The following is a 19,295-nucleotide window of genomic DNA, read 5'->3' on the forward strand; positions in this document are numbered from 1 at the left end:
ATTTGGTATGTAATATTGGACAGGGCTTTTTCGTATACCTTATTTGGTAGCTGCCAGCTAAGGGAAAAAGTTTATCATAATTAAGCCTAGTACAGCGGTACTCCTAAAGTTTTGTTTTTTTTGGTGGTCTTATGTTAATGGATGTAGCAGCCAATAATTCATGAATATCCATGCCCTTAATTTCTTCATCTGCAAAGAAGGCGGAAAGCTTATCCGAGCTGTACCTATATAATTTCCAACGTTTAAAGGTATATTCCAAGGCAGTAAGATTTTCTATCCAATCCCCAGAATTTAAATAGGTACATTGCCCCTGTTCATTTTCATATACCTCCTTTTTGGGTTGATGGATGTGGCCACAGACCACATAGTCGTAGCCCTTATCGATGGCCAGTTCCTTGACCGTTCTTTCAAAATATTCAATAAACCTGACAGCGCCCTTTACATTTCGCTTAATTTTTTTTGATAAGGAATATTTTTCCCGGCCTAATTTTACCAATGTCCAATTGATGCAGCGGTTGAGGAAAATCAGTAGATGATAACCATGTCGCCCAAGTTTGGCGGCCCATTTGGCATTATGAATGGAAATATCAAAAACATCACCATGAAAGAACCATGCCCGTTTCCCATCCAATTCAAGCGTTAATTTATCTACAAAGTGAATATTCCCTATAGTGGAGCCACTAAATTTTCGGAGCCTTTCATCATGATTTCCAATAATATAGAACACTTCCGTACCGTTGGTGGCCATACCCATTATTTTTCTAAGCACCTTTAGGTGGGTAGCTGGGAAATACTTCTTCCTAAATTGCCAAATGTCCATGATATCCCCATTTAAAACGAGCTTTTTTGGATCAATGCTATTTAAATAGGCAAGTAGTTCATCTGCATGGCAACCGAAGGTTCCTAGATGTACATCGGAAATAACTACTAATTCTATTTGTCGCTTTTTCACTGTTTATGGATTTTATCAAATTAAAGCTTTGATTTTAAATTTAAAGTGATGTTAAAATCAAATTATAATAAGTAAATAGTTAAGTTTATATTAAGTTGGACCAATTTTGTTTTTATTCGTTAGGCCCGTATTTCAAAAGCTGCCGCCTTATTGAAATAAGATAGTAGAACGAACCCCACTTTTTGGGAGGAGTTTCTAATTAAATACTATTTATTTTGCAATAACCAAGGGTTCAATTTTCGTATCTCTGTTTTAAGATTTACCTTTGGATCTTTAAGTGGAAAAGACCTAATAAACCATTTCATAACCACAACCTTTAACTACGATTATGGCAGGAAATACTTTTGGAACCCTTTTTAAATTATCCACCTTTGGTGAATCGCACGGTGTTGCTATTGGCGGCGTATTGGATGGTTGTCCAGCGGGCATAGAATTGAATTTGGAAGCTATTCAGGAGGATTTGAACAGACGTAAACCTGGTCAATCGGCCATAGTTACCCAGCGCAAGGAACCGGATACCGTTGAGTTTTATTCCGGACTTTTTGAAGGGAAGACAACAGGGACACCTATTGGTTTTGCCATTCACAATACCAATCAAAAATCTAACGATTATTCCCATATAAAGGACTCTTATAGGCCGTCACATGCAGATTATGTGTACGACCAAAAATATGGTTTCCGGGATTATCGCGGGGGAGGTAGAAGTTCGGCCCGAGAAACTGCCAGTAGGGTAGTGGCAGGAGCCATTGCCAAACAATTTTTAGGGGACATGAAAATAAATGCCTATGTTTCCCAAGTAGGGGAGCTGGCATTGAAAAAAAGTTACCAAGAACTTGATTTTTCACTTATAGAGTCCAATCCGGTACGATGTCCGGATACTGCCACGGCAGCCAAAATGGAAGACTATATCAAAAAAATAAAAAAAGAAGGAGATACTATTGGGGGGGTTATAACCTGTGTTATCCAAAATGTCCCTGTTGGTCTGGGGGAACCTGTTTTTGACAAGCTTCATGCCGAACTGGGAAAGGCCATGCTTTCCATTAATGCCGTAAAAGGCTTTGAGTATGGAAGTGGATTTGAAGGGGTGAAAATGAAAGGGAGCGACCATAATGACCAATTTAACACTGATGGCACCACTAAAACCAATCATAGTGGAGGTGTCCAAGGAGGTATAAGCAACGGAATGGATATTTATTTCAACATTGCTTTTAAGCCAGTAGCGACTGTTATTCAGGCCTATGACACTATAGACAAGGCGGGAAACAAAGTAACAACTCAAGGCAAGGGCAGGCATGATCCCTGCGTAGTTCCCAGGGCAGTGCCAATAGTTGAGGCTATGGCCGCTTTGGTTATGGCAGATTATAGCTTGCTGAATAGGACCATTAAATTATAAGCCTTTATTTTTTGGAGCTTTGTTTGGCAAAATAGTATCTTTCCATTCTAAATCATTGTTTTTATGAGGAAGTTGGAATTGCATTGGCAAATTATTCTAGGAATGGTAGGCGGAGTTCTTTTTGCCTTGGCCATGGTTCAGTTTGAATGGGGGCCAAAAATAATTTCCGATTGGGTAAAGCCTTTTGGGAATATTTTTATTAATTCCTTAAAACTCATCGCGGTTCCTTTAATTTTAGCTTCTTTGATCAAAGGGGTTTCCGATCTAAAAGATATTTCCAAACTTTCCAAAATGGGAGGGCGTACTATTGGAATATATATTATAACTACTGTTATTGCCGTTTCCATTGGGCTTACTTTGGTAAATATTATTAAGCCAGGTGCCTCTATTTCAGAAGAAACCCGTAACGAATTGGTGGAGAGTTACAAAGGAGATGCCGATTCCAAAATTGCCCAGGCTAATGAGCAAAAGGAATCCGGACCACTGCAAGCCTTGGAAGATTTGGTACCCAGCAATATTTTTGCTGCAGCCAGTGATAATGGTAATATGTTGCAGGTCATCTTTTTTGCAATTTTCTTTGGGATAGGACTTATTTTAATCCCAGAGGAGCAAGCTGCCCCGGTAAAGAAGTTTTTTGATGGTTTTAATGAGGTGATACTCAAGTTGATAGATTTGATCATGTTGGCTGCTCCCTATGGTGTTTTCGCTTTATTGGCAGCTTTGGTGGTAGAATCTCCCAGTTTAGATCTCTTTAAAGCTTTGGGATGGTATGCCGTCAGCGTGATAATAGGTTTGATTTTAATGATCGGTGTTTATATTTCCTTGGTATGGATCTTTACGAAGCGTAGTCCATCGTTTTTTATCAACGGAATATCTCCTGCGCAATTACTGGCATTTTCTACCAGCTCTAGCGCCGCAACACTTCCAGTTACTATGGAACGAGTTGAGGAACATTTGGGGGTGGAAGAAGAGGTAACCAGTTTTGTACTGCCCATTGGTGCAACTATTAATATGGATGGCACCAGCCTTTATCAGGCAGTAGCTGCTGTGTTCATTGCTCAGGCATTTGGAATGGATCTTAGCTTTAGCGCCCAATTGGGAATTATTGTTACGGCAACCCTAGCCTCTATAGGTAGTGCGGCCGTGCCTGGTGCAGGGATGGTTATGCTGGTCATTGTTTTGGCCCAAGCGGGGATTCCGGAAGCGGGACTTGCCTTGATCTTTGCAGTAGACCGGCCTTTGGACATGTGCAGAACGGTAGTAAATGTTACCGGGGATGCGGCCGTGTCCATGATGGTTGCAAAGTCTGTTGGTAAATTAGGGGAACCTAAAGTCAAGGAATGGGGTGATCATTATAAGAAGTCCAAATAATCTGGTGTATATTAATTCTTGGAGCACTTTCACCTAATGGATAAAATAATTTATTGTTCATTGTATTTTCAAAAGATCTTTCCCTGGTTTTTGTAATTGGTAGATACGGTTTATATGATTAAAGAAAATGGCCTACAGGAAATTATTCAGCAGTTTCCCAATGTATTCGAAATAGATGCCAACCTGGACCGTTTGGTCAAAAAAATTGAATTGCTTACCTATTTAAATCCCCTGAATATTGAAAAGGAAAAGCATCGTTTTTTTACTTCCAAATATATAGATGAGCCCTTATTTAAATATAAAAAGCTTCAATTTGATCCTTATAAATTACATCGGCTGATTTTTTCACAGCGACTGGAACGTATAAAGGATGAACAGATACGGAAATTTTATCAAGAGGTGATTTATTATTATGCCAAAATGATACAGTGTATAGAAACCATTGGTCAGGCTAAAAAGTTTTATTATAATTCCTTAAGTGTTTACGGTTCTCCTACTGAAAAAGATGTTCAGAATGCCAGGTTCATACTTCATGTAGGGGACGAACCCGACACAGGGGATATGGAAAAAACATTCACCCCTGAAGACGCAAAAGCCTATTTTGAGGAGTTTTCACAGCAATATAATTTCCCCTTAAATATCGCCTTCTCCAACAGTATTGCGGCAGATGCCATGGTCAGCAACAATACCAAATCACTTTTAATTAAAAAAAATGCCATTTTTAGCCGGAACCAATTACTCACTCTGGCCAATCATGAGATAGGGGTCCATTTGGTAACAACCTACAACGGCGCCTTGCAACCTCTAAAAGTTTTTTCCAACGGATTTCCTAAGAATGTGGAAACTCAAGAGGGTTTGGCTGTTTTCAGTGAGTATATGAGCGGAGCACTTACCTTAAAAAGAGTAAAGGAACTGGCATATAGGGTCTTGGCTTCCGATAGTTTAATAAAAGGTTATAGTTTTTCTGACACCTTTGATATGCTCCACGGGCAGTACAAGTTGGATAGAAATAAAGCCTTTACCATAACTATGCGTGTCCATAGGGGTGGAGGTTTTACTAAAGACCGCTTGTATTTAAGTGGATTAAAAAAGATTTATAAGCGCCATAAAAATGGATTATCTATGGATACTTTGTTGACAGGGAAGGTTACTATGGAATCCGAAGCTACCATAAACCGTTTAAAAGATTTAGGCCTGGCCGTTGATTTGACCCACACCAATATAGCCTTTAGAGAAAATTTAAATAAGAATCGTACCCTGGATTTTATTTTGGACAACCTAAAATAAATCAATCAAAGGTATTGTTCTAGTGAATAGAGAGTTTGATAATCTTGGGGGAGTGACCTACCGCGAGGGCAGACAAGGAAAGTTTGTGCATTAATAGCACAAATTTTTTTAAATACCCCTTGGAATAATAACTTAGATTTTGATATCTTTGTACCAGAATTAAAAAAACATACCAATCATGTTCGATTTTGACCAATATCTAGGTTTTTTAGCATTTTTAACCATCTTGACCATCGGTTTTTGGTTAATGATTTTTCTGTTAACATTTGTGGTGCCTTATTGGATAGGTGGGGCGCTACTTGAGATTTTTAAGGAGAAACGCGCCGCTAAAAAGGCGAAACGTAACGAATAGGATTACGATATATAAAACAAAAAAGGGAACCAATTGGTTCCCTTTTTTGTTTTATGAGGTTTTAGTTTTATCCTTCAAAATCCATGTCTTCCCCTCCGCCATTGCGACCTCCGCCATTTCTTCCCTTTTGATTCTGAGGTTGATTAAAGCGATATTGAAAGTTTAAGGTAATTTGCCTTTGCCTAAATTGAAATTCACTATAGGTAGCTACATTTTCTGTTCTTGTATCGCTCCTACGCATTCTGGTATTAAATATATCGCTTACGTTCAAGGTTAGAGAACCCTTGTCCTTTAAGATATCCTTACTTAGGCCAAGATCGGAACTTAACATACCTTTATTGGTATTTTGGGCATCTTTGGATGGCCCCATATAAAAGAAATTAGTTTGAAAGTCGATCTTTCCTGGCAAAGGTATTTTTGCACTAAAGCGCGTAAACCATGAAAAGTTATTAGCATCAAAATTTTGAACTATTTCTTCATCTTGACTATTGGTATAGATGTAATCACCTTTTAAATCCCTTTGGAAAGCATTTACGTTCCAGGTTAATCTCCAGTTTCTTTTTGGGGTATAAGTAGTGGTAAACTCCATGCCATAACGATCTTCGGTGGCCAAATTTATAGGGCTGCGCACTTGTATAGGTACTACAATAGGATTTTGTGGATCGTCCGGATTTTCAATGGTAACAAAGTCGCCTGTCTCCCTGGAAACAAACTGGAACACTCCGGTGGATCTATTAAAGTATCCAGATGTGGTAAAAGTGAATTTATCCCATCTTTTTAAATAGCCCAAATCATAGGCATCGGTAAAAGTAGGGTCCAAATCTGCGTTTCCTTGAAAAAGGTTGGTGTTACTAGACCTGGAAGGAAATGGATTGATAAACCTAGATCGAGGTCTTCTAAGCCTTTTGCTGTAGCTTAAGGTAATTTGTTCTTTTTCGGTGAATTCATATCCCAAGAATATTGATGGAAACCAATTAACGTAGTCCTTGTTTGTTATTTCGTTGGAGTTTAATAGTTCTATGCCAATATCGGAAGCCTCTACCCTTAAACCACCAAGTATACTGAATTTATTAAATTTAGACCCTAATTGTGTATAGGCTGCATTTACATATTCCTTATAATTAAGTTCATTGCTGAAGTTAGGGTCGCTGTTAAAGCTACCATCCTGTTGCTCTATACCAAAATCAAAATCGGTATTGTTATTATTGAAGGTTCCTCGATAACCAATTTCAAATTGTGACTGGTCGTCCTTCCCAAAAGGGAGAACGTAATCCATTTGAAGCAATTGCGATATTTGTGTTTGGGCATCTATTGTCTTTTCGGTATCCAAAGCAATATTATCCCCCAAGATCACCTCCTTTATAATAGAATTTTCATCATCTATTCCTTTGGAATATTGATAGTCGAAGGTTAGGGTATGTCCTTCTTTTTCAAATTTCTTCTGATAATTTAAGGAGTATTGTACCTCCTCCTCAAACTCGTCTTCAACAGTAAATCGGTTTCTTTGGATGGTTGGAGCCATATTGGCATCAAAATTGGAAAAATCTACATTGACTGTGTTGTCCCCATTGGATTTACTAAAAACAAGGGAATTGGTAATGCTACTGCTCTTGTCCAAAAACACTTCAAAACCAACATTGGTATTAAAGTTTTTGTCTTTTCTTTGGTAGTCCCTTATTTCGTTCTGAAAACTCAAGGTATTGCCATTGCTATCAAAATTTTCTTGATTGAATAATGCATTACCTGGTCCACTTCTGTAACGATAGGTGGTGTTGGTGAAAATATTAAAATTATCACGTCTTAAATTTAGACTTACAGATCCCCCATATGTCTCAGGATGACCGGTATATACATTGACCGATCCATTCAACCCAGCCGTCTTACTTTGTTTTAATATTATATTTAAGATACCTGCCGTTCCTTCGGCATCATATCTAGCAGATGGATTGGTTATTACTTCTACCTTTTCAATGGCATCCGCAGGCAATTGTTGAAGTGCCTCAGGACTTAATCCAGATAAGGCCGAGGGCTTACCGTTGATCAGGATTCTAACACTTTCATTTCCTCTAAGACTAATATTGCCCTCCACATCTACGGAAACAGAAGGGACGTTGCTTAGAACATCGGTTACGGACCCTCCTTTAACGGTTAGATCGGAGCCAACGTTATATACTTTTTTATCCAGTCTTAGTTCTACCGTTGTCCGTTCACCAACAACTTCAACTTCGGATAACTGAGCCACATCCAACGAAAGATGTATTACCCCAAGATCCGTGGCAGCCCTTAGGTTTTGATTATTTAATTTATAAGATTTATAGGAGATATATTCAACACTGATGTTATAATTGCCTGGCGAAGCCTCTACATCAAATTTCCCAGTTGCATCCGTGATGCCACCAGTTACTTTCTCGGGATTCCTTACACTTTGCAGTACCAAAGTGGCATATTCCAATGGTTGACTTGTCTCTTGGTCCAAAACAGTTCCAGTTATTTTTATTGGTTCTTGTTGGCCCTGGGGCCCTTGTGCGTAACCTATTAATGTAAGTAACAATAATGTAACTGGAAGTAATTTTTTCATTTGCTATGTTTTGGATCTATTCTTTTTTCTTTTTTTCTTTTTTTCCTTAACTTTTTTAAAGCCATTTTTCTGAAGCTCTACAAAGGCCTCGTATTTATCTGCAGGTAGTCCTGCCATAAGTTCTTCATCCTGCTTTTGGGTAATTTTCTCATAACTTTCCCTCATCTTGTCAGCAGGTAGCTCTAGTATCTGCAACTCTATTCTTTCTTGCAGGTATTTTTTTAAGGTTGTGCTCAAAACCGCTTCTTCAAAAGGGTTTAAGCCCAATTTTTCTGTAATGCTTGGCATTTCCTGGTCTACAATTTGAGCGGCCGTTAATTTTTCGGGTTCCTTGGGCGTTTCCTGTGCTTGTGGAATGCTATTGCGTTGTCTACCATATCCTCCGTATCCATATCCATTTCCATACCCATTTCCGTATCCATTACCGTATCCGTATTGGGCACTTAAAAATGGAAATGATAATACGATCAATAAAACACTAAAAAATAATTTCTTGTTCGTTTTCATATTGCAACTGGTTTATGGGATTCCAAAATTAATAGATGGTTTAACCGTGAAGGGTTAAATGTTTGTTAAATTGAATATTTCAAGAATTGTGCCGTTGTGTAGCCACAATTGCTTTGATCTGTTGGAAAGTGCTTAATATAACAATAAATGTTTCTTTTTCAAATCATTTTAACTTAGATGCTAAGCTAAAAGATCTTTAATCTTTTCCGGAGGACGTCCAATAACCCCATGTTTGTTTTGAATTACGATCGGACGCTCAATTAATTTAGGGTTCTCTATCATGGCAACCACTATCTCGTCATCTGTCAAGGATTTTCCTCTGTATTTTTCCTTCCAAATGGCTTCGTTAGTGCGTACCAATTCCAATGGCGATATGCCTAAAATTTTTAAAATAGCTTCTAGTTCCTTTTTGGTGGGTACTTCCTCTAGATATTTTATAATTTCATATTCTTTTCCAGAATTCTCCAAAATGGCCAATCCTTCCCTCGACTTTCCACATCTGGGGTTGTGATATATTTTAATCATAATTTTTGGTTTTAAGTTCCGTAACTATTAATCTCAGGCCTACTCTTTCATTTAAATCAAAACATTGAAATCAAGAAAGTTGAAACTCCCCTGCCAGAGCCCAATAACAATTTAATTTTGTTCAAGGGAGCAATATTTTCCTAACTTTCTTCTTTTTGTCCCATCATCATTAAGTATGCCTTTAAGAAATTGTCGATATGGCCGTCCATTACAGCATCAACATTTCCCGTTTCTTCACCTGTACGCACGTCTTTCGCCAATTTATATGGGTGCATAACATAATTCCTAATCTGGGAACCCCATTCTATTTTCATTTTGGAGGACTCAATCTCCTGTCGGGCTTCCATTTTCTTGCGCAATTCTATTTCGTACAACTGGGACTTAAGCATTTTTAAGGCCGTAGCCCTATTGTCATGCTGCGATCTAGAATCCGAACAAGAAATTTGAATCCCAGAGGGTTTATGGGTCAGCTGAACTTTGGTTTCCACCTTATTTACATTCTGCCCGCCGGCACCACTAGATCTCGCAGTTGTAATTTCTACATCAGCAGGATTTATGTCAATTTCAATACTGTCATCCACCAATGGATATACGTAAACTGAAGCAAAAGAGGTATGGCGCTTGGCGTTACTGTCGAAAGGGGAAATACGTACCAGCCGGTGTACACCATTCTCGCCCTTGAGCCAGCCAAAGCTAAAATCGCCTTCAATTTCCAAGGTCACGGTTTTTATTCCTGCAACGTCACCTTCCTGATAATTGAGTTCTTTTATTTTATAACCATTTTTTTCGCTCCACATCATATACATTCGCATCAACATGGAGGCCCAATCACAACTTTCTGTGCCTCCTGCACCAGCAGTAATTTGAATTATGGCCGTAAGTTCATCTCCCTCGGCAGAGAGCATATTCTTGAATTCCAATTTTTCCAAGGCTTCTACGATCTTGTCGTAATGGTTTTCAACATCGGCCTCGGGCATTTCACCCTCTTTCTGAAATTCCAAAAAAATCTCCAGATCGGCCGCTAAATTTTGAGCGCTATTGAAATCATCAACCCATTGTTTCTTGGATTGTATTAACTTCATCTGCTCTTGTGCTTCCTGGGGATGGTTCCAAAAATCCGGAGCCAGGGTTTTCTCTTCTTCGTTTTCTATTTCTACAAGCTTGGCATCAATGTCAAAGATACCTCCTTAACGCACCAAGGCGATCTATGAGACTCTTATAATGGTCTGTTGTTATCATATCCTAATTATTTTCAGCCAAAAATAGTACTTAAGTATGGTTGTGCAATCTATTTTATATAATTTTAAAACTTTAATTCTATATAAGTGGAAATTCTCTATAGGAGTTTTTTTACTTCTAATTTCTGGCATTTATGCTTATAAATCTGATTAGTGATACCGTTACAAAACCAACCCCTGGAATGTTGCAGGCCATGATGACTGCAGAGGTGGGGGATGACGTTTTTAAAAATGACCCTTCGGTCAACAAATTGGAAGAAATGATGGCCAAATTATTTGGAATGGAAGCAGCTTTGTTTTTTCCAAGCGGCACTATGGCGAATCAAACAGCCATAAAATTGCATACCCAACCAGGGGAACAATTAATTTGTGATAAATACGCCCATGTGTATAATTACGAAGGGGGAGGGGTGAGTTTTAACAGTGGTGTCTCCTGTAGATTGGTAGATGGCAATAGAGGATTGATGACAGCAAGACAGGTAGAAGAAGCTATTAACCCACCAGACTTTTATCACAGCCCATTAACTTCACTAGTCTGTATTGAAAATACAACGAATAAGGGCGGGGGAGCCTGTTGGGATTTGGGAGAGTTAAGCGCCATAAGAAATGTATGTGACCAACATCAATTAAAATATCACCTAGACGGTGCACGTCTTTGGAATGCCCTGGTGTCCAAAAATGAATCTCCAAAGGATTATGGAGCCTTGTTCCATACCATAAGTGTATGTTTAAGTAAAGGACTGGGATGTCCTGTAGGTTCCGTTTTATTAGGAGACAAGGAGCTTATTAACAAAGCATTAAGGGTAAGAAAGGTGCTTGGTGGAGGCATGAGACAAGCAGGTTATCTTGCGGCAGCAGGAATATATGCCTTGGAAAATCACAGAGAAAGATTGGTGGAGGACCATTTGAAAGCCAAGGAAATTAGCTTGGCACTAAAAGGGTTGCCATACATTAAAAAGGTGGAGCCTACGGAAACTAATATTGTTATTTTTGAAATTGATGAAAATCAGATGACTACTGATCGGTTTCTGGATAAGTTGAAAGAAAAGAATATTCACATTATTGGAATGGGGCAAAGTAAGCTGCGTATTGTTACCCATATGGATTATACGGACGAAATGCATGGAGCTTTTTTGGAAATACTAACTAGATTATAGACCAATGGTGTCTGGCAGTATGGATATGCTAGTCTTAAGATTTTTAATGCCATTCTCCATTCCTGCCTCAGAACTATATAGCATGGAGTTTCCAATAATTTTCCCTTGATTATCTTTCATGATAAAAAGAAATTTTCCAGTATAGTCGGTCTTACGTTCAAAAACAGAAGATTGGCCAATGAGAATCTTAAGATTGGCAATTGTTTTGTCGATCTCCGCCCTTTTGCTAAATGGGATACTCGTAAGCAGCGTTTGTCCACTTTCAGATTGCAGACTAAAGGTATATGTGGTATCCGATTCCTTTTTTATTTCTAGCATGGCCTACGGCAACTTTTTTTAAAGTTACACAAAAAACGTGAATCTTTAATTTTTAAAATCTTATCTAATTAATTACCTGGGCTGACTTTAATTGGACTTTATGACAATGACCGATTTTGTTATTAGTAGCCACTTTTGGGAGGTAGAAATTGTTGTTTTGAACGGTTTAGGACCATATGTGAGTCGTTAACCTTAAGTTGGATTTTAACGGAAAAGCCAGTGAGATTTAATGATATCCAAAGGGCTATGCCTTAATGGGAATGCATTGGAGTCCCTATCCGGTATTGTAGCTCTGATGTTATCCTCCCTAAAATTAGCTAGTATGGAAAACGCAACCAGCTTATAAAAAAGAAACTTCAGGGTAAAAAAGGGAGTCTAAATAGCTGTAAATTTTAGACTCCCTTTTTATTGGTTTTCTTAAGTTATTTCTCTACCTCAGGTAGCCCGAAGGTATCTACAACATAGTCTATATCCTTATCGCCCCTGCCGCTTAGATTAACTAAAATGGAGGATTGTGGATTTTGCTGTGCCAATTTAATCGCATAGGCTACGGCGTGTGCGCTTTCCAAGGCAGGTATAATACCTTCCAAGCGACTTAATTCGTAAAAGGCATCTATTGTTTCCTGATCAGAGACTACGTCATAGGTAACTTTCTCAAGATCTTTCAACATACTGTGCTCTGGACCTACACCAGGGTAATCCAAACCACTGGCTACGGAATGAACCGCCCCTGGTTCTCCCTTTTCATCTTTCAGCATATAACATTTAAATCCATGTATAACCCCTGGAGAGCCCAAGGTCATAGTGGCAGCATGTTCGCCATATTCTAAAGAGCGGCCACCTGGTTCAATGCCATAAAGCGTACATTCGGGTTCGTCCAAAAAAGAGGAGAATATTCCCATGGCATTACTGCCGCCACCAACACAGGCAACCACATTGTCCGGCAATTCCCCGGTCATTTCAAAAAATTGTTCTTTTGCTTCGATACCCACAACACGCTGAAAATCGCGTACTATCATCGGAAATGGGTGTGGACCTACCACGGATCCTATACAATAAATTGTAGTAATGGGATCTTTTAGATACGCCTCAAAGGCAGAATCTACAGCCTCTTTTAAGGTTTTTAGGCCATGGGAAACGGGTACTACCTTTGCACCTAGGATTTTCATCCGAACCACATTGGGATGTTCTTTGGCCATATCTACCTCTCCCATATGGATTTCGCATTCCAATCCAAAATAAGCCGCTGCGGTTGCCAAGGCTACACCGTGCTGTCCAGCGCCAGTTTCCGCAATTAGTTTCTTTTTCCCCAAGTGTTTTGCCAACAAGGCCTCTCCCATACAATGGTTAAGCTTATGCGCACCTGTATGATTAAGGTCTTCTCGTTTAAGATATATTCTTCCTCCGTATTTTTCTGACAGCCTGTTGCAATAATAAACAGGTGTTGGACGACCTTGGTAGTGTTTGCGAATGCTTCGCAGTTCCGAAATAAAGTTATGAGATTTGCTGATGGAATAATAGGCGTCCGTGATTTTTTTCATTTCAGCTTCAAGAACTGGAGGAATAAAGGCACCACCGTATTCTTTAAAAAAACCATTTTTATCTGGATAGGTTTTAAAATAATTTTCCGTCATAATAAATGTGCAGTTTGTAATTGATAAATGAGTTAAAGGCAGAAAAGTAATTGCCTATACAATTATAATGAATTCTAAAATAAATTTATACTTTTCCCCTAGGGAATAAGGAGTTTGTACCCGTTTTTATTTAGCCAGTAACAATAGTTAAATAAATAAGGTTCGTTTTATAAAAGAAGGATTGGATTATAGTAAAAATACAATCTGGGTTAACTACTAAGAAGGGAATTACTTTGTGCCCATATTACATTTTTATGTTGCGTCTAAGAAAGTCCATATATTTTTCCACATCCCCTTTAGTACCATAACCAGAAAGTGTGGCTACTTCTTTTTCTTCGGTACTTACCAAACTTATAAGAGGAAAAATGCCCTTTTTGTTCCATTGTGTTAGCAATTCCTTGTTTTGTTTCATTTCATCGGCACTGAGGCTTTCTTTTTTTCTGGGTAGATCTACATATAAAAGTACATAGTCCTTGGCCACTTCCTTAAATTGTTCGGTCTCGAATAAATCTTTCTTTAAGGCCTTACATGGGGAGCACCAATCACTTCCAGTAAAATACATCAGAATGTTGGAATTGGTTTTTTTTGCAATTTTCTGAGCACTGTTGTAGTCGGTCAGCCATGTTGTTTCTTGGTCATTGGCACTTTTATTTTGTGCTTGCACAAGAATAGGGAACAAGAGTAATAAGAAAAAATTCTTCATTATTAACAGTTTTGATTAAATGGCAGTGATAAACATAATGAAATTTATTTTAAAAGCGAATCCATCCCTGGTATGTTGGGCATACCTTCTTTGGCAACAGCGGCCAATTCGTTTTCATTTATGGTGGTGGCTTTTTCAATGGCCTTGTTAAGGGTCAGGATCAGATAATCCTCCAATTGATCTTTGTCGCTTAAAAGACTATCATCAATGGAAATGGACTTAATGGTCCTATTGGCAGTAATACTTACTTTAAGCAAACTGTCCGGAGATTGCTCATCCACTATTACAGTATTCATTCTTTCCTTGGTAACTTTTACTTTCTCCTGGGTTTCCTTCAATTTCCCCAACATGCCCATCATATCTCCAAACATAATTATAGTTTTAATAAGTTCTACCCCCAAAATTACTAAAATGGTTGGTATTTATATAAATATTAGCTTATCGTTATAAATTTAGTTCTTTTTTAAGATAGTTAAGTTTATTCTGGATAAAGGTCTTATTTAATCAGGCCGGTCACATTTAAATATTATTTTTGCGCTTTCTTATTAAACAGAATATATACATGCAACGGGAATTGAAAGCGCCAAGTGCGAAAAAAATTGCAAAACAATTAATAAAGCACGGTGATGTTAGGGTCGACAATTATTATTGGTTGAACCAAAGGGAAGATCCGGAGGTTATCGCTTTTTTGGAACAGGAGAATGCCTACTACGAAGCCATGACGGAACATTCCAATGACTTCAAGGAAAGATTGTTCCAAGAGATGAAATCCAGGATCAAGGAAGATGATTCTTCCGTGCCCTATAAGTTTAATGGATATTGGTATGCTACACGATATGAAGTGGGAAAGGAGTATCCAATTTTTGCGAGACGGTTTGAAAAGGAGGATGCCGAGGAGGAAATAATGTTCAATTGCAACATTATGGCAGAAGGATCCGATTATTTTAGCCTTGGAGGCTTGTCTATAAGTCCCAACAACGAACTTGGGGCTTTTGGGGTGGACACGGTTTCCCGACGGCAATACACCTTACAAATAAAGAATTTGCTCACAGAGGAAATTTATGATGATAAAATTGAAAATACAACAGGTAGTGCGGTATGGGCGAATGATAATAAAACCTTGTTCTATACCAAAAAAGACCCTAAGACCTTAAGGTCCAATAATATCTACAAGCATATTTTAGGGACATCCTCCACAGAGGACGAATTGGTTTTTCATGAAGAGGACGAAACCTTTACCACCTTTGTTTATAAAACTAAATCCAAGGAATTTATTGTAATTGGTTCTTCCAGTACCTTGACATCTGAATTTCAAATACTAAGGGCCGATGAACCCAATGGAAAATTTCATGTTTTTTCAAAAAGGGTTAGAGGTCAGGAGTATTCTTTATCCCACTACAAAGACAATTTTTATATTCTGACCAATATGGACGGGGCAACCAATTTTAAATTGATGACAACCCCTGAAGACAAAACGGAATCTAAAAACTGGGTAGATTTTATTCCACATAGGGAAGAAGTCTTGCTTGAGGATATTGAGATGTTTAATGATTACTATGTTTTGTCCGAGCGTGAAAATGGTTTGAATCAGTTGAAAATTGTGCGATGGGATACTGAAGAAAGTTATTATTTGCCATTTGATAATGAAACCTATACAGCCTATGTGGGCACCAATCCGGATTTTGATACGGAAATTCTCCGATATGGCTATAACTCCATGACCACCCCGAGTTCCATTATCGATTTTAATATGAGGACCAAGGGAAAAGTAGTAAAAAAGGAGCAAGAGGTATTGGGCGGAAAATTTAATAAGGAAAATTATATTTCCGAACGGATTTGGGCAAACGCTAAAGACGGTAAAAAAGTTCCGATCTCCTTGGTATATCATAAAAACACTAAGTTGGATGGTTCCAGCCCGTTGTTACAATACGCCTACGGTTCTTATGGGCATACCATTGATCCTTATTTTTCTACAGTAAGGTTAAGTTTGTTGGATAGAGGTTTTATTTATGCTATAGCCCATGTTAGGGGAGGGGAATATTTAGGTCGGAATTGGTATGATGAAGGGAGACTGCTCAAGAAGATAAATACATTTACCGATTTTATAGATTGTTCTAAATTTCTGATAGAAAAGAAGTATACCAGTCCTGAACATCTTTACGCTTCCGGTGGTTCGGCAGGGGGGCTTTTAATGGGGGCAATAGTCAATCTATGCCCACAAATATATAACGGGGTAATTGCTGCCGTTCCCTTTGTGGATGTGTTGACCACTATGTTGGACGACACTATTCCCTTGACCACTGGGGAATATGATGAATGGGGCAATCCCAACGAAAAAGAATATTATGATTATATGAAATCATATTCGCCCTATGACAATGTATCGCGGCAAATTCAGCCAAATATGTTGGTTATTACCGGATTGCACGATTCCCAAGTGCAATACTTTGAACCGGCAAAATGGATTGCCAAACTAAGGGAGTATAAAACGGACAATAATTTGTTGCTGTTCAATATTAATATGGATGCAGGTCATGGCGGTGCTTCAGGCCGCTTTGAGTCCCTAAAAGAGGTGGCTAAAGAATATGCATTTTTATTAGATTTGGAGCATAAAATTCGTTAATCCAAAAAAAAGACTAATTTTGTCCTATCAATATTGACATAAATCAAAAATGTCGATATGTTCTAAACCTAGAAATTGTTTATGGAACAAAAGATAAACGCTTGTAATAACCTACTAGAACTCGTAGGAAACACCCCATTAATCAAACTAAATAAAATAGCTGCCAACCTTGAAGGTAATTTTTACGCTAAAGTTGAAGGCTTTAATCCAGGACATTCTTCCAAAGATCGTGTTGCCCTTTATATAATTGAGGAGGCGGAGCGTAGGGGATTGCTGAAGAAAGGGGATACTATTATAGAAACCACTTCAGGGAATACAGGTTTTAGTATCGCTATGATCAGTATCATAAAGGGATACGGCTGTATATTGGCGGTTAGTTCAAAATCTTCCAAAGATAAAATAGACATGTTACGGTCCATGGGGGCAAAGGTTTATGTTTGTCCTGCCCACGTAAGTGCAGATGATCCGAGGTCCTATTATGAAGTGGCCAAAAGATTGCACGAGGAAACAGAGGGGTCTATATATATCAATCAGTATTTTAATGAATTAAATGCTGAAGCCCATTACAGAAGTACTGGGCCGGAAATCTGGAAACAGACCAATGGACATATTACCCATTTGATAGCATGTAGTGGCACAGGAGGCACCATTTCTGGGACTGCCAAATATCTAAAAGAGCAAAATCCGAATATTCGTGTTATAGGCGTGGATGCTTTTGGTTCCGTTCTTAAAAAGTACCATGAGACGGGAGAATTGGATACTAAGGAAATTTATCCGTATAGAATTGAAGGCTTAGGTAAAAATTTGATACCTACAGCAACCGATTTCAGGGTTATAGATGAATTTATTAAAGTTACAGATGAGGAAAGCGCACATACTGCAAGGGAGATAGCCAGGACCGAGGGACTTTTTGTTGGTTATACAAGTGGAGCTGTAATGCAAGCGGTGAGGCAATTGGAAGAAATGGGAGAGTTTAACGAGAATAGTAATGTAGTCGTTATTTTCCCTGATCACGGTTCCAGGTATATGAGTAAGATATACAGTGACCAATGGATGGCCGACCAAGGCTTCTTCGATAGTAAAAATGTTGAAGAGCCACAAAAAATAGAATTCATAAAGTAAAAGTGATGTAAAATTTAAGATATTTAAAGCAACGGTTCATAAGTCGTTGCTTTTTATGTATTAAATAAGTTGCATATGCAGTTTAAAAATCTATACTTTTGCAGTAATAATCAATGTAGGCTAGATGAGAGATTTATTTGAAAGAATTATCGAGAATAAAGGTCCTTTAGGGAAATGGGCTTCCCAAGCAGAGGGCTATTTTGTATTTCCAAAATTAGAGGGTCCTATATCCAATAGGATGAAGTTTCGAGGGAAGGAGGTAATCACTTGGAGTATTAATGATTACTTGGGATTGGCCAATTTACCGGAAGTAAAAAAGGTTGATGGCGAAGCAGCAATGGAGTACGGTGCCGCTTTTCCTATGGGAGCTAGAATGATGAGTGGTCATACGGATTTCCACGAACAGTTGGAGCAAGAATTGGCTGCTTTTGTTAATAAGAAGTCTGCTTATTTATTGAACTTTGGCTATCAAGGAATGGTTTCTGCTATTGATGCCCTGGTTTCCAAAGATGATATTATCGTATATGATGTTGATGCGCACGCATGTATTATAGACGGTGTTCGCTTGCATATGGGTAAGCGATTTACTTTTAAGCATAACGACATTGAAAGTCTTGAGAAAAATTTAGATCGTGCCGTTAAAATGGCAGACCAGACCGGAGGAGGTATTTTGGTTATATCCGAAGGGGTTTTTGGCATGCGTGGAGAGCAGGGTAAGCTGAAGGAAATTGTGGCCCTTAAGAAGAAGTATAATTTTAGATTGTTTGTAGATGATGCACACGGATTTGGGACTTTGGGTAAAACTGGGGCCGGGGCCGGTGAGGAGCAGGGAGTACAAGATGATATAGATGTCTATTTTGCAACTTTTGCAAAATCTATGGCGGGTATCGGTGCCTTTTTGGCTGCGGATAAAGAAATCATAGATTATCTGAAATATAACCTAAGATCTCAAATGTTTGCCAAATCATTGCCGATGATTTATGTGAAAGGAGCTTTAAAGAGGCTGGATATGTTGCGTACCCAACCAGAACTTAAGGCCAAACTTTGGGAAAATGTAAATGCTTTGCAAAATGGCCTTAAGGAAAGAGGCTTTGATATAGGTACCACAACTAGTTGTGTTACGCCTGTTTATCTCAATGGTAGTATTCCGGAAGCCATGGCATTGGTAAGGGATTTAAGAGAGAATTTTGGAATCTTCTGTTCTATTGTGGTTTACCCTGTAATTCCTAAGGGCTTAATTTTATTGAGAATGATTCCTACAGCTACTCATACCTTGCAGGATGTTTCCGAAACCTTGGAGGCCTTCTCTGTAATTCGTGACCGCTTGGAGAATGGGACATATAAAAGGTTGTCTGCCGCAGTAGCAGCAGCTATGGGAGAATAATACTTTTTCAACACAAATAACAAAAGCCAACTTATTAATTTAAGTTGGCTTTTGTTATATGTATAAAAGGTAGCCCTGGGGGAGTCTACGATGACTTTTGAGGCCATATCCCTATAATGTTAATATCTTGGTCTAAGGGCTAAAATAAATG

At 38.5% G+C, this 19,295-nt stretch carries 17 protein-coding genes; 8 read left to right on the forward strand and 9 right to left on the reverse strand.

Annotation, left to right across the window (positions count from 1 at the left end):
* Positions 1-103: 103 nt before the first annotated feature.
* On the reverse strand, positions 104-952 hold the full coding sequence (locus CWD90_RS09005) for a UDP-2,3-diacylglucosamine diphosphatase (RefSeq protein ID WP_103475623.1): 849 nt from the start codon (positions 950-952) through the stop codon (positions 104-106).
* 328 nt (positions 953-1,280) lie between these two features.
* Between CWD90_RS09005 and aroC the strand changes: the two genes are divergently transcribed.
* The 4 genes from aroC (at position 1,281) to CWD90_RS23190 (ending at position 5,355) form a co-directional block, all read left to right on the forward strand.
* A complete protein-coding gene (gene aroC, locus CWD90_RS09010; protein WP_103475624.1) occupies positions 1,281-2,345 on the forward strand; it encodes a chorismate synthase in 1,065 nt (354 codons plus the stop codon).
* Between the two features lie 63 nt (positions 2,346-2,408).
* Positions 2,409-3,716: a dicarboxylate/amino acid:cation symporter gene (locus CWD90_RS09015; RefSeq protein ID WP_103475625.1), complete on the forward strand. Its 1,308-nt coding sequence runs from the start codon at positions 2,409-2,411 to the stop codon at positions 3,714-3,716.
* A 114-nt stretch (positions 3,717-3,830) separates the two neighbouring features.
* Complete coding sequence (locus CWD90_RS09020; protein ID WP_103475626.1) at positions 3,831-5,003, forward strand: flavohemoglobin expression-modulating QEGLA motif protein; 1,173 nt, start codon at positions 3,831-3,833, stop codon at positions 5,001-5,003.
* A 178-nt stretch (positions 5,004-5,181) separates the two neighbouring features.
* Positions 5,182-5,355: a hypothetical protein gene (locus CWD90_RS23190; protein ID WP_192877662.1), complete on the forward strand. Its 174-nt coding sequence runs from the start codon at positions 5,182-5,184 to the stop codon at positions 5,353-5,355.
* Between the two features lie 67 nt (positions 5,356-5,422).
* Here CWD90_RS23190 and CWD90_RS09025 read toward each other — a convergent pair whose 3' ends face one another.
* The 4 genes from CWD90_RS09025 to prfB all read right to left on the reverse strand — a co-directional run bounded on the left by CWD90_RS09025 (position 5,423) and on the right by prfB (position 10,204).
* Positions 5,423-7,933: a TonB-dependent receptor domain-containing protein gene (locus CWD90_RS09025; RefSeq protein WP_103475627.1), complete on the reverse strand. Its 2,511-nt coding sequence runs from the start codon at positions 7,931-7,933 to the stop codon at positions 5,423-5,425.
* A gap of 3 nt (positions 7,934-7,936) precedes the next feature.
* Positions 7,937-8,440, reverse strand: coding sequence for a hypothetical protein (locus CWD90_RS09030; protein ID WP_103475628.1), 504 nt, complete (start codon positions 8,438-8,440; stop codon positions 7,937-7,939).
* A gap of 180 nt (positions 8,441-8,620) precedes the next feature.
* A complete protein-coding gene (gene arsC, locus CWD90_RS09035; RefSeq protein WP_103475629.1) occupies positions 8,621-8,965 on the reverse strand; it encodes an arsenate reductase (glutaredoxin) in 345 nt (114 codons plus the stop codon).
* 140 nt (positions 8,966-9,105) lie between these two features.
* Positions 9,106-10,204, reverse strand: a protein-coding gene (gene prfB, locus CWD90_RS09040; protein ID WP_157941184.1) for a peptide chain release factor 2 whose coding sequence is annotated in 2 segments (ribosomal slippage) — positions 9,106-10,140 and positions 10,142-10,204 — 1,098 coding nt in all. Because the reading frame shifts where the segments join, the coding sequence is not laid out codon by codon here.
* Between the two features lie 133 nt (positions 10,205-10,337).
* Here prfB and CWD90_RS09045 point away from each other — a divergent pair.
* On the forward strand, positions 10,338-11,360 hold the full coding sequence (locus CWD90_RS09045) for a threonine aldolase family protein (RefSeq protein WP_103475630.1): 1,023 nt from the start codon (positions 10,338-10,340) through the stop codon (positions 11,358-11,360).
* Here the strand turns inward: CWD90_RS09045 and CWD90_RS09050 are convergent.
* The 4 genes from CWD90_RS09050 to CWD90_RS09065 all read right to left on the reverse strand — a co-directional run bounded on the left by CWD90_RS09050 (position 11,355) and on the right by CWD90_RS09065 (position 14,386).
* The gene (locus CWD90_RS09050; RefSeq protein WP_103475631.1) at positions 11,355-11,678 is read right to left on the reverse strand and encodes a YegP family protein; all 324 of its coding nucleotides are present in this window, start codon (positions 11,676-11,678) and stop codon (positions 11,355-11,357) included. The genes CWD90_RS09045 and CWD90_RS09050 overlap by 6 nt on opposite strands.
* 422 nt (positions 11,679-12,100) lie before the next feature.
* Positions 12,101-13,312: a tryptophan synthase subunit beta gene (gene trpB, locus CWD90_RS09055; protein ID WP_103475632.1), complete on the reverse strand. Its 1,212-nt coding sequence runs from the start codon at positions 13,310-13,312 to the stop codon at positions 12,101-12,103.
* A 244-nt stretch (positions 13,313-13,556) separates the two neighbouring features.
* Positions 13,557-14,015: a thioredoxin family protein gene (locus CWD90_RS09060; protein WP_103475633.1), complete on the reverse strand. Its 459-nt coding sequence runs from the start codon at positions 14,013-14,015 to the stop codon at positions 13,557-13,559.
* A 44-nt stretch (positions 14,016-14,059) separates the two neighbouring features.
* Complete coding sequence (locus CWD90_RS09065; protein WP_103475634.1) at positions 14,060-14,386, reverse strand: YbaB/EbfC family nucleoid-associated protein; 327 nt, start codon at positions 14,384-14,386, stop codon at positions 14,060-14,062.
* Between the two features lie 191 nt (positions 14,387-14,577).
* Between CWD90_RS09065 and CWD90_RS09070 the strand changes: the two genes are divergently transcribed.
* From CWD90_RS09070 to CWD90_RS09080, 3 genes are all read left to right on the forward strand, one after another.
* Positions 14,578-16,638 carry a S9 family peptidase gene (locus CWD90_RS09070; RefSeq protein WP_103475635.1) on the forward strand — a complete coding sequence of 687 codons (2,061 nt, stop codon included), beginning with the start codon at positions 14,578-14,580 and terminating at the stop codon, positions 16,636-16,638.
* An 81-nt stretch (positions 16,639-16,719) separates the two neighbouring features.
* Complete coding sequence (locus CWD90_RS09075; RefSeq protein ID WP_103475636.1) at positions 16,720-17,760, forward strand: PLP-dependent cysteine synthase family protein; 1,041 nt, start codon at positions 16,720-16,722, stop codon at positions 17,758-17,760.
* 124 nt (positions 17,761-17,884) lie between these two features.
* Positions 17,885-19,144, forward strand: a complete 1,260-nt coding sequence (locus CWD90_RS09080) for an aminotransferase class I/II-fold pyridoxal phosphate-dependent enzyme (RefSeq protein ID WP_103475637.1) — start codon at positions 17,885-17,887, stop codon at positions 19,142-19,144.
* The last annotated feature ends 151 nt before the right edge of the window (positions 19,145-19,295 follow it).

The sequence above is a fragment of the Arenibacter catalasegens genome, from assembly GCF_002909235.1.
GTDB lineage: Bacteria > Bacteroidota > Bacteroidia > Flavobacteriales > Flavobacteriaceae > Arenibacter > Arenibacter catalasegens.